We start from the raw sequence: 11919 nt of genomic DNA on the forward strand, positions 1-11919 counted from the left end.
TGACTTCTTTTTCAAGGCAAAGAAAAAGAAGCTAATGTTTCTTTCTAAAACATTAGCTTCTCTTATCAAGTGGCGTATACTCTTGATATTCAAAAACACTGTCGTAAGCAGGGCGGATGATTTTATTGACGTTGATCAACTCTTCGATTCGATGGGCACTCCAGCCAACAATTCGGGCAATTGCAAACATAGGTGTGTACAATTCCTTCGGTAAATCGAGCATGCTGTAAACAAAACCGCTGTAAAAATCAACGTTGGCACTGACACCTTTGTAAATTTTTCGTTCTTTTGCGATGACTTCAGGCGCCAGCTTTTCCACCAGCGAGTATAGATGAAACTCTTCCATCCGGCCTTTGTCTTCGGCTAATTGTTCAACAAAACGTTTCAACAAATCAGCTCTCGGATCTGACACAGAATAAATGGCGTGGCCCATTCCATAAATTAACCCTTGTTTGTCAAAGGTTTGTCGATTGAGTAACTCACTCAAATAGTTGCGCACTTCGTCTTCATCACGGTAGTCTTTAATCACATGTTTCATATGGTTGAACATCTCTGTGACTTTGATATTGGCACCGCCGTGTTTTGGTCCTTTTAGCGAACTGAGGGCAGCCGATATGGTCGAATAGGTGTCAGACCCTGATGAAGTAATGACATGTGTCGTAAAGGACGAGTTGTTTCCTCCGCCGTGTTCCATGTGAAGTATCAAGACTAAATCTAGGACTTTTGCTTCAATGTCGGAATAAATTTTGTTGGGCCTCAGCAGCCGTAAAATATTTTCAGCAGTGGATAAGTCTTTTTCAGGGTAATGAATATAAAGACTCTTTTCATTGATTGAGTAATTATAGCTATGATATGCGTAAACCGCCAACAACGGGAAGGTACTGATCAGCATCAGCGATTGGCACAGGACATTTTCAATTGACAGGTCATCAGCATTTGAATCATAAGAAGCAAGTGTCAAGACGCTGCGTGATAAAGCATTCATGATGTCTTTCGTTGGAGTCTTCATGATAACGTCCCGTACAAAATTTTTGGGAAGGGTGCGCTTACTTGCCAGTAGTCGTTGAAAATCGGCTAATTGCTTTTCTGTCGGTAATTCTCCAAACAACAGCAAATAGGCAGTTTCTTCAAAACCAAAGCGATTATCCATAATAAAACCGTCAACCAATGTTTTAATATTGATGCCGCGGTATAATAATCGCCCATCGCAAGGGACTAACTTTCCGTTAACTTCTTTTTTTGCTTCTACCAAGGAGATATTAGTTAATCCCGCTAGTACTCCTTTTCCATCCAAATCTCTTAACCCTTTTTTTACATCAAACTTAGTATACAGCTCTGGATCAATCCGATTATTCTTTGAACAAAAGTACGCGAGATGTTTTATTTCATCTGTGATTTGCAAATGATTGTTAGTCATAGGGAGTCCTCCTTAATAAAAGATTAGAATTACATTATAACACAATGAGGCAAAATAAGGGATAGATGGGGTACTATTTTGTTCTGTTGAGAACGAAAATTGCTGGTTTCTCCTCTAAGAAACCAGCAATTTTTTTAAAATGTTCGATTAAGGATTGATTCTGTTACGTCATAAATTGTCTCTTTTGTGTTGTTGGCAGTATTAGGCAAACGGGCAATTTTTTTGAGAGCTTTTTGAGTATAGTCTGCCGCAACACTGCGTGCAGCTTCAATACCGTTGTGTTCAATAATTAGGTGATGAATCTGCTGAATATCACTGTTAGTGATTGTCTCTTTTTTCATCAGCAAAGGCAGAAAAGCATCTTGATTTTTTTGAACCGCTAGAATAAGCGGCAAGCTATACACTCCTTGACGAATATCTTCCAATACAGGTTTTCCGATCATCTCCGATTTTTGCGAATAATCCAAAATATCATCAACAATTTGGAAGGAGATTCCGATGAGTTTTCCTATTTCTCGACAGTCGTTTGCAAATTGCTGGGTAGTTCCATTTTCGTAAGCACCGATAAAACAGCTGACAGCAAAAAGTTCGGCCGTTTTTCCAGAAATATTTTGAATATACCTGTCTAAACTGAGATCCAAATTATATCGGTCACTCATTTGCCCTATCTCTCCAAGAAGAACAGATTCCATACTGTTAGTATTCAGCTGTATACTCCTTAACGAGGATGAATATTTTGCAAGCAATTTAAAACAAACAACGAAGAGATAGTCGCCTGCATAGACAGCTACGTCTTTGGAAAATTTATGTTGTAATGTTCGGACACCTCGCCGCGTATCTGCTTCATCAATGATATCATCATGAATCAGTGTTGCTGTATGCAACGTTTCAACGGCTGATGCTAATGCGATGGTTTTGTTCATTTCCTGTTGTTTGCCGAATTCTGAAAACAGCAGTAAATAAGCAGGTCTTAACAGTTTTCCGCCTGAACGGATCAAATCCAAAATGGCGGTCTCGATTTGTTTATCTGGAAGGCGAATGGATTGTTCCATTAAGGCCTGTGTTTTTTCCAAATTGTGTTTTAAGTCAGGATATTTATCCCACATGGCATGAATTTTCATAAAATACCTCTTTATTTAAATTCTGATTCAGCTTTGAATCCTTGAATCGTTTTTACATGCAGCATCAGATAGTTTGCGGCAATACCAATTGCGATGCCAGCTAAAATACCAATTAAGGAAAGTACCGGCAGGTAGAGCATAACAAACCATGATCGTGCAATCAAACTGGCGACTAACAATTGTCCTACATTATGAAGAAAGCCGCCTAAAGCACTGATACCGATGGTGCTGATTTTATTCGGTCCCAGCTGTTTGATAAACAACATACCGAAAAAACTTAAGAAGGCACCAGCAGCGCTATAAATAAAAGTAGAAACGGTTCCTCCAAGCAGAGTAGTAAGGATTAGCCGCAATGAGACTAACAAGATACTGTTTTTTATAGGAAGGGTAAACAGTGCAATAATGGTAATTAGATTGGCTAGACCTAATTTTGCTCCCGGTGCTACAGCAAAGGGAAAGGGAATCATGTTTTCAAGTAATCCGATGATAACACCTTGTGCCACCAGTAATGCAATATAGATTAATTTTTTATTTTTTTTCATGTAACAATCCCCATTGATAGTCTGTTAAATCTGATTATTTATCAAATAAAGTTCTAGAAGCCGATTCTTCTAGAACTTCACTATAGCATTTTTATTAAGAATTTGCTTCATATCTCGACTTTGGTTTGCCATACCACCAGTTGCCGAGGGTGCGCTGAATCCAAGGTATAACCCATTTATCCAAACCGAAGGCTCTGCCGGAACCATTCATCAGGGCAAGAGCAACGAAGACGAACCAAATGTTTACCCAATAGAACATACCTGAGAGGCAAAACATGCCTACAAGTACAATTGTCACACCATTTGCTAACCATGTAAACAGTCCGACTATAATTGCTAATGCAATCAGCAGCTCAAAAATTGTCATGAATTTTTGCAGGAACAAAGCAACTTCCTTGTTGGGCATCATGAATTGCATAATTGATTCGAACCATTTTGGCATAGACTCAAACACTGTCATCGGTGTTTCGCCGTATGCATAGCTCAATCCAAATCTGGCAGCCTCTGCCACAGTTTCAGTTGTTTCGGCGGCGCCTGTTGCACCAGCCGTTGCTTCAGCAGCACCAGTGGCACCTGTCACTGCATCTTGCAGCCAAGGAAACGGGAAAGCGACAGTATCGGTAAACCATGAGCCGTCGCCGAACCATGTATTCGGTTTGAGCACATTGCCATTGCCGATAATTTTTTTCATGGATTCAACTAACCAAACAGCACCATAGAACACTCTCAAAGGAACAGACCACAGAACATTGCCGTATCTTGAAGTGTGTCCCCGCATAATATTCCGTTCATCTTTTATGTGGAAAAACTCATGCATGATATATTGGAACATATAATATCCTGAACGGATATCAAAAAAGTATTTCAAGTTGACAATGTGTTTCATCAGCATGGCGAAAAATCCGCTAAGATGAATCTTGTCAAATAGTGCTGCCACACCATACTTTGCGCCAATGGATACCATGAATCCTTGGTATTTGCCTTTATAGGTGTGTTTTTCAGTCTGGTTAATATCAGCAATAATGTTGGCAGCTGCGCAGTGAGCTGTTCCTTCTGCTGCCTGAACGATTTGAGGTGTTGGCGTGTTTTCAAACTCTTCATAATAAACGAGGTCGCCGACAACATAAATCTGTTGTGCTTCATAGCCTTTAGCTTGCATGTATTCATTTGCAACAAGACGATGTGCGCGAGCTGATTCCATACCAAACTCTGCTGTATCGCTGTTTGCTTTAACACCAGCCGTCCAAATTAACGTTTGTGTCGGGATGATTTCCCCTGATTTAAGAACAATTGCCTCTGCTTGGACTTCGACAATAGGAGTTTCTTTAAGCAGTTTGACACCTTTTCTTAATAAATAAGCCTCTGCTTTGCCTGCGTCTTTTCTGTTGAGCATATTTAAAATAGTCGGCATAGCTTCCACGACCATCAACGTTATCTCATTAGGTGAAATTTTATTATCGCGAGCAAGACGCGCTTTCCAGTCTATCAATTCGCCAATCATTTCTATTCCGGTAAATCCGGATCCGCATACAACAAAGGTGAGCATTTTTTTTCTTACTTCCGGGTCAGGTTCCAGAGCAGCCAATGCTACAGTCCGAGTGATATGCTCTCTAATTTCAAGCGCATCTTCCATTGACCACAATGTGAAACCGTGTTCTTTCACTCCTGGTGTGCCAAAATCATTTGGTTCGCCGCCCATACCAAGTATTAGATAATCGAAAGGATAATTTCCGTTTTTGGTGTGCACAATTTTGTTCTCTTTATCGACATTAGTTACGGTGTCTGTGATTAATTGTACATTTTTACGCCGGCAAAACAGTCTTTGCAAATCATACTGGACAGCTTCTGGTTCTACACGACCGCCAGCCACTTCATGAAGCTCGGTCATCATTGTATGATAAGAATGCCGATCAATTAATGTAATCCGGACATCTGAGTTTTTTTTCAATTTTTTTGACAACATTTTTGTTGCCGCTACCCCAGCATATCCGGCTCCGACTACGACAATATCTGTTTTAGTCATTTTTTTCTCTCCCTTTGTTAACAAATAAACTAAGTATAATAATTGCTAATAGATAATCGTTATCATTATATGATTTATAATCGAAATTGTCTACGGAATTAGAAAAAAAATAATAATATACTGCATTATGTGAAATAATTAAATTTTAATCAAAAAAAAGATTGCTTTTTCACTTTGTTTAGATTAGAATTATTTTTGAAAAGAATTTCACAAAAAAGGATGGAACATTTTATGAAAACGAAGAAATTAGTTTCCGGCATAGCATTATTGTCTCTCTCGGTATTATTGCTAACTGCTTGCGGCGGCGGCAACGACAGCGATACAAAAGACACATCAACAAAAGAATCAAGCGCTAAAGTCGACTCTTCCGAAAAGGCACCTGAGAGAGTGGCAGGTGGAGAATTAAAAGACGGTACTTATCAATTAGAAGAAAAAAATGCGGATGAACATGGCTGGAAAGCAAAATTTTCTATGACTGTCGAAAGCGGAAAAATCACAAAGTCTGAGTTTGATTATATTAATGATAAAGAAGAAAAAAAATCTGAAGATAAAGAATATGACAAGAGCATGAGTGAGAAAGTTAAAACAGGTCCGGCAACATTCATCCCTGAATTAAATGAGTCGTTGGTATCGGCACAGTCTGCTGATGGCGTAGACGTTGTTACAGGAGCGACACACTCATCCCTGACATTTAAAAATTACGCACAACAATTGATTCAAGCTGCTCAAGCGGGCAATACAGAAACGATTGAAATTAACAATGGTGCAGATTTACAAGACGGTACTTACACACTAGAAGAAAAAAATGAATCCAATGGTTACCGCACAGTCTTCAGTATTGTTGTCAAGGATGGCAAACTTGCTGAATCCAAATATGATAATATCAATGCTGACGGCGAGTCCAAAGTGGATAATGCCGAATACAATGAGAAAATGAAGGAACAAACAGGTACAGGTCCTTCCGATTTTATTCCTGCATTGAATGAATCATTGGTCGCAGCTGGAAATGCCGGTGACGTAGAGGTTGTTACAGGAGCGACACACTCATCACATACATTCCAGATGTATGCTGCACAATTGATCAATGCTGCAGAAAATGGCAACACTGAAACTATTTTAGTGGATAACATCGTAACTAAATAGCGATTCTTGATTAACAAAATAAAACAACAAGCCGACAACTTGGCTTGTTGTTTTTATTACTGCGGAACGAAGTTCTTTTCATTATGTTGAAAAACAGATAAAATGAAAGCGAACTTTTAGGAGAGTGAAGACAATTGAAAAAAATACATATATTGTTAGCCGTTGGACTCTTTATTTTAGCTGGCTGCGGCAACAAAGAGAACCAGGCGGAGCCGACGATTAATAAAGAACCTTATGCTGAACAGCAATTTCTTATGGGGACATATGTCAAAATTCAGATTTACGACGACGGCAAGGAGGAAGTGCTGGACCAGGCCTTTGCTAAAATTAAAGATTTAGCTGATCGCATCACTGTCAATCAAGCCGGTTCGGAAATCGATGAGGTCAATGATCAGGCCGGTATTAAGCCGGTTGAAGTATCAGAGGATATCTTCGAGTTGGTTGAGCAGGCCTACGCTTATAGCAAACAGTCTAAGGGCGGGTTTGATTTAACCATTGGGCCGATTACGGAATTATGGCATATTGGGTTTGATGATGCAAGAAAACCGGAACAGTATGAGATAGATGACGCTTTGAAATTAGTTGATTATCAAGACGTTGAACTGGATAAATCGCAACATACAATCTTTTTACCGAAAAAGAAGATGCGGCTCGACTTAGGTGCGATTGCCAAAGGATTTATAACAGACCGAGTGATTGATGTGTTGCACGACAACGATGTGACAACCGCGATTGTGGATCTAGGCGGGAATGTCTTTGTGTTGGGCAATAGTCCTAAAAGTGACGACGGAAATTGGACAGTGGGTATTCAAGATCCGAATAAATCGCGCAATACAGTTGTTGGTACCGTTAAAGTAACAGACAAATCATTGGTAACTTCTGGTATCTATGAGCGAAATTTAACAGTGGATGGCAAAACGTATCATCATTTGTTTAACGGCAAAACAGGCTACCCGTTTGAAAACGAGATAGCCGGCGTCACGATTATTTCTGATAAATCTGTAGACGGAGATGGTCTGTCCACCGCTGTTTTCTCAATGGGTGTAGCTGATGGTATGGCTTACGTTGAATCTTTATCGGATATAGATGCGGTGTTTGTCACGAAAAATGACGAAATATACATTAGTTCAGGTATTCAAGATAATTTTAAATTGAGTCAGGACAGTAATTATAAAGTGAAAGAGCTTAAAGGAGCAAACTAAAGTGGGGATGACTAGAGAGATTTTTTTTGAATTAGTAGAGATTCGCACAAAACTTGCCAGCTTGTTTCCTTTTTTAATTGGTCTTCTTTTTTCAAAATTTTATTTTCAACAACTAAATATTCATCACATGATTGTTTTCTTTGTCGGTATGCTTGTGTTTGATATGGCAACAACTGCGATTAATAATTTTATGGATTTTAGAAAAGCGCAAGATGCTGATTATCGAAAAAATCATAATATTATCGGCAAAGCTGGTTTAAATGAGAAAAAAGTGGGATTGCTGATTTTAGGCATGATTACTCTGGCCAGTCTTATCGGTATTTATTTGACAGTTCAAACAAGCATGTTGCTCCTTCTCATCGGCGGCGTGTGTTTTTTCATTGGCATCTTCTATACGTTCGGACCGATACCGCTGTCACGCATGCCTTTGGGTGAATTGTTCAGCGGCGGAACGATGGGGTTTGGTATTTTTTTTATCACAATTTATTTAAATACGTATGACTTGGGGATAATAGATTTTTCATTAACTGATTGGCAGTTTGTACTAAAAGGGGATATTCAAAGTTTATTGGTTATCATTTTAGCGTCCTTACCAATGGTATTTACAATCGCCAATATTATGTTAGCTAACAACATATGTGATTTGGAACAGGACATTCGCAATCACCGCTACACATTGCCTTTTTATATAGGGAAGGAAACAGGTATCCAATTATTCGGTTTGTTAATGTACAGCTGTTACGTAGCGGTCACCTTAGGAGTTGTCATCGGCGTTTATCGTTGGCCTATGCTTCTGACATGGGGGACATTTCCTTTGATTTATAAAAACATTCGGAAATTTAAGCAGGAGCAATCGAAAAGTCTGACGTTTCCGCTGGCTATTCAAAATTTAGTTGTGTTTAATACGGCTCAAATTATCGGTTTGTTAATTAGTCTGATATTTTAAAAGTTCCCCGTTCTATTTTTATGAACGGGGAACTTTTTAGTTGAACGTTAAAAAAGATTTGTCAATGCGCGCCAGAATAAAACGAATATATTGGCTTTATCGACAGCTGTTTCAGTTAGGACATTAGTTTGATTGTTTTCTTTGGTGCCATCAATATATCCCAGCTCATCAGAAGGCACATAAGCTTTTTGAGTACCGACGACAGTTTCTTTGGCTAACGGTGCTGACAGTTTTTCTTCCGTTAACTCAAGTGAGGTGTGAACGTCCGCATTGTTGGGTACCCAGATGGAGACGTCGTTTTCTAAAATAAGTTGGACAGACGTTTCTTTTCCATTTTCCACGGCAGAGGAAGCAGGTGTAGCAGGATCATGTTTTTTCAGCACTGTTTCCAAAGACCAGTTATGTTCCACAAAGTCTATCAGTTTATTTGTTTCAATAAAGCGGGCGTTGTTGTTGACCTCATGTTGGTGTGCATTTAATACAACAGTAATCAAGCGGTAGTTCTCAGACTGGATTGTTCCGACAAAACAAGCGCCTGCCTTATCAGTAGTGCCTGTTTTGAGTCCATCAACACCTTCCCGGTATACAGAGTAGTCATATAACATGTGATTAGAATTTGTCATAGGAAAAGGATGAGCAGATTGTTCACCAAATACCTTTTCACTGACTTGAGAAATTTCTAAATACTCTGGGAAGTCTTGTATTAAATGTCGAGCAACAATAGCAATGCTTTTAGCAGACATCCGGTTGACATCGTTTATGCTGCTGCCGGGATAAATATGGCCTTCCATACTGTCGTTATCAAGTCCTGTCGAGGTAACAAGGTAAGCATCTGAAATTCCCCATGATTTTAGTTTGGCCATCATCAAATCGACGAATTCAGGTTCGCTGCCGGCCACAGTTTTAGCCAAAGCAATGGTAGCTGCATTGGCTGATGAAATAGCAGCCGCTTCAAAGGCATCTCTGACAGTGTAAGTAGTATCTTGGTAAAGCGGGACATTCGACAGTTCCGGGGACAAACTAATATTGTGCAGGTAATCACTAATTTCTATCGGGTCCGACCAGCTGATGTCACCTGCTTGTACTGCTTCAAACACGAGATAAAGCGACAATATTTTTGTGATGGAAGCAATTGGCAAAGGCTGCTCACCATTCTGGTCGAATAATATTTTTCCTGTATCGGCATCAATAGCATACGCAGCCTTGGCATCAATGACCGGTTCGGTGTTCATACTTTTGGCAAAAACGGGAGTACTGTATAAGTTCATGTTAAAAATAAGAATGATAAGTAGTGCAACTTTTTTCATAGTGTCTTTAAATCTCCTAATACGATAGTATATAAATCGCGGATCAGGACTCAATTTTTTTCATCGTCATTATCCAAAGGCAGTTTGATAATAAATGACGTCCAGCCTTTTTCTGAAGTTGCCGTAATTGAGCCTCCGTGTCGTTCGATAATATTTTGCGAGATGGCTAACCCCAGTCCTGTTCCGCCTGTGTGCTGGGAACGTGATTCTTCCACACGATAAAAGCGGTCAAAAATATGTGTGAGTGATTTTTTGGGAATAGGTGTACCATCGTTTTTAACGATAATTATTGCATTCTCTTTTACCTTTTTGGCATCAATTAAAATTTTGCTGCCGCCTTGGCCGTATTTTAGGGCGTTTGAGATGAGATTATCAAACACGCGAACCAGCTTGTCGGTATCGCCGGACATAACAAACGGCTTTGGCGTGGTTGTATACTCAATTGTTTTGCCAGACTTTTCGGTTTCAAGTTCATAATCAACAACTAGCTGTGCTAAAAGCTGGTCCATGTCAAAATGAATAATATTTAGTGGAGTATTGGTTTGTCTTACACGAGTATATTCAAATAAATCATCCACTAAAAGCTTCATCTGTTTCGCTTTTGAGTATGCTGTATGGGTATACTTTAATAACTCTTCAGTTGTACGGTAATTTCCTTCTTCAATCAGCCCCAAAAATCCGATGATTGATGTCAAAGGTGTTCGGATATCATGACTTACATTGGTAATCAGTTCGTCCTTTGACTGCTCAATACGGCGTTCTTCCTCAATCGCTTCAACCGTGCTATCAACTAATGCATTGATACTTTGAATCAATTTACCTAAATCACCGCCAAGTTTAAAAGGAATCCGGTGATCGTAGTGACCATTGGAAATATAATGCAGTTCGCTGATAATATGCCGTTGCTGCATTTGCCGGTATCTGCGTATCAAACGCCAGTATAACACAATCAGGTCCGCAATTCCCATAAACATCAGACTAGGAATACGCCAAGAGAGCGAAAGATTGCTGTCGTACATATTATGGATCGCATGCTTGATGTTGTAAATCATTTCTTCCAAAGACTGATTTGCTTCAACGACTTGAACAAGAATCATATACATGGCCAAGTTTAACAGAATCAGCAGTATAACTGTGACTACACCTTCAATAACAAGTTCGCTTTTTTCCTTAGAAGTCAGTATAATACGGGTGGATTTTTTTTCATCCTTCAATTTTGTAACCTACTCCCCAGACTGTTTGAATCACTTTTTCACCGCCAGTCGCTTCTTCAATTTTATCTCTTAAATGGCTGACATGGACCATGACAGTTTTTGCTGACACGACACTTTCCTGCTGCCAAACACGTTCAAAAATATCATCTGCGCTAAACACTCGATTCGGCTGACTGGCTAATAAATATAAGATACCAAATTCTAAAGCAGTTAATTGGATATTGACACCAGTATCAGTTTTTACTTCATGAGAATCTTTTTTAATAATTAGTGGTCCGATTTCAAGAATGTCCGGCTCGGTATTTGTTACTTGCATGCTGGATCGACGTAATAAAGATTTTACACGTGCCATCACTTCCAAAGGGTTGAATGGTTTGGTCACATAATCATCCGCTCCTGCTATTAATCCCTGGATTTTGTCCATGTCAGTAGTTTTAGCAGTCAGCATAATGATGGGGATTTGCGATTCTTTACGCAATTCTTTGACCACCTGCATCCCGTTCATTACCGGCATCATAATATCTAAAATCAACAACCCAATCTCCGGATCGGTAATTACTTTGCTCAAAGCTTCCTTGCCATCATACACTTTGATTACTTCATAACCTTCATTTTGTATGTAGATACTTAATAGTTCAACGATTTCTTTATCATCGTCCGCGACTAAAATCTTCATTTAAAATTCTCCTGTCTCACATATAGATTACAATGTTACTTATATTGTAACAAATAATAGGATAATTTCCTTTTAAACAATTTAAGTTTAATTATTTTTAAACTTTATTCAAAAAAAATTCAAAAAGCAGTTGACAAGTGAAAAGATGTTATGCTAAGATATGAAAGTTCGCGTCGGAGCATGACAATCAGTCGCGCGTCGGCAGAAAAAACTTTTCAAAAAAAGTCATCAAAACAGTTGACAAAACAAACGCCAGCTGTTATGATATAAAAGTTGCTACAAACGCACACGTAGACCTTTGAAAACTGAATAAAGTAAGACGAACCAA

General features: G+C 39.1%; 10 protein-coding genes. 3 read left to right on the top strand and 7 right to left on the bottom strand.

All coding sequences use genetic code 11. The annotated features are described in order from the left end of the window. Positions 1-52: 52 nt before the first annotated feature. The 4 genes from CBF27_RS12825 to CBF27_RS12840 all read right to left on the bottom strand — a co-directional run bounded on the left by CBF27_RS12825 (position 53) and on the right by CBF27_RS12840 (position 5103). Positions 53-1417 (bottom strand): citrate/2-methylcitrate synthase, encoded by a 1365-nt coding sequence (locus tag CBF27_RS12825; RefSeq protein WP_126814932.1) that lies wholly within the window; start codon positions 1415-1417, stop codon positions 53-55. A gap of 134 nt (positions 1418-1551) precedes the next feature. Then, positions 1552-2538: a polyprenyl synthetase family protein gene (locus CBF27_RS12830; RefSeq protein ID WP_126814934.1), complete on the bottom strand. Its 987-nt coding sequence runs from the start codon at positions 2536-2538 to the stop codon at positions 1552-1554. An 11-nt stretch (positions 2539-2549) separates the two neighbouring features. Further along, positions 2550-3080 (bottom strand): Gx transporter family protein, encoded by a 531-nt coding sequence (locus tag CBF27_RS12835; RefSeq protein WP_126814936.1) that lies wholly within the window; start codon positions 3078-3080, stop codon positions 2550-2552. A gap of 94 nt (positions 3081-3174) precedes the next feature. Next, entirely contained in the window at positions 3175-5103 is a 1929-nt protein-coding gene (locus CBF27_RS12840; protein ID WP_126814938.1) for an NAD(P)/FAD-dependent oxidoreductase, read from the bottom strand. Positions 5104-5334: 231 nt separating this feature from the next. Here CBF27_RS12840 and pplA point away from each other — a divergent pair, with 231 nt between their 5' ends. The 3 genes from pplA to menA all read left to right on the top strand — a co-directional run bounded on the left by pplA (position 5335) and on the right by menA (position 8394). Then, the gene (gene pplA, locus CBF27_RS12845; RefSeq protein WP_126814940.1) at positions 5335-6246 is read left to right on the top strand and encodes an extracellular electron transfer flavoprotein PplA; all 912 of its coding nucleotides are present in this window, start codon (positions 5335-5337) and stop codon (positions 6244-6246) included. Positions 6247-6380: 134 nt separating this feature from the next. After that, positions 6381-7448: an FAD:protein FMN transferase gene (locus tag CBF27_RS12850; protein WP_126814942.1), complete on the top strand. Its 1068-nt coding sequence runs from the start codon at positions 6381-6383 to the stop codon at positions 7446-7448. 7 nt (positions 7449-7455) lie between these two features. After that, entirely contained in the window at positions 7456-8394 is a 939-nt protein-coding gene (menA, locus tag CBF27_RS12855; RefSeq protein WP_126814944.1) for a 1,4-dihydroxy-2-naphthoate polyprenyltransferase, read from the top strand. Between the two features lie 47 nt (positions 8395-8441). On the opposite strand, the gene CBF27_RS12860 is transcribed toward menA, so the two are convergent. From CBF27_RS12860 to croR, 3 genes are read right to left on the bottom strand one after another with little or no spacing between them, the layout of a single operon-like run. Next, positions 8442-9701, bottom strand: coding sequence for a serine hydrolase (locus tag CBF27_RS12860; protein ID WP_126814946.1), 1260 nt, complete (start codon positions 9699-9701; stop codon positions 8442-8444). A 50-nt stretch (positions 9702-9751) separates the two neighbouring features. Next, complete coding sequence (locus tag CBF27_RS12865; protein WP_126814948.1) at positions 9752-10915, bottom strand: sensor histidine kinase; 1164 nt, start codon at positions 10913-10915, stop codon at positions 9752-9754. Next, a complete protein-coding gene (croR, locus tag CBF27_RS12870; protein ID WP_126814950.1) occupies positions 10905-11591 on the bottom strand; it encodes a response regulator transcription factor CroR in 687 nt (228 codons plus the stop codon). The genes CBF27_RS12865 and croR overlap by 11 nt, the downstream gene beginning before the upstream one ends. Between the last annotated feature and the right edge of the window lie 328 nt (positions 11592-11919).

The sequence above is a fragment of the Vagococcus acidifermentans genome (assembly GCF_003987655.1).
GTDB classification, from domain to species: domain Bacteria; phylum Bacillota; class Bacilli; order Lactobacillales; family Vagococcaceae; genus Vagococcus_B; species Vagococcus_B acidifermentans.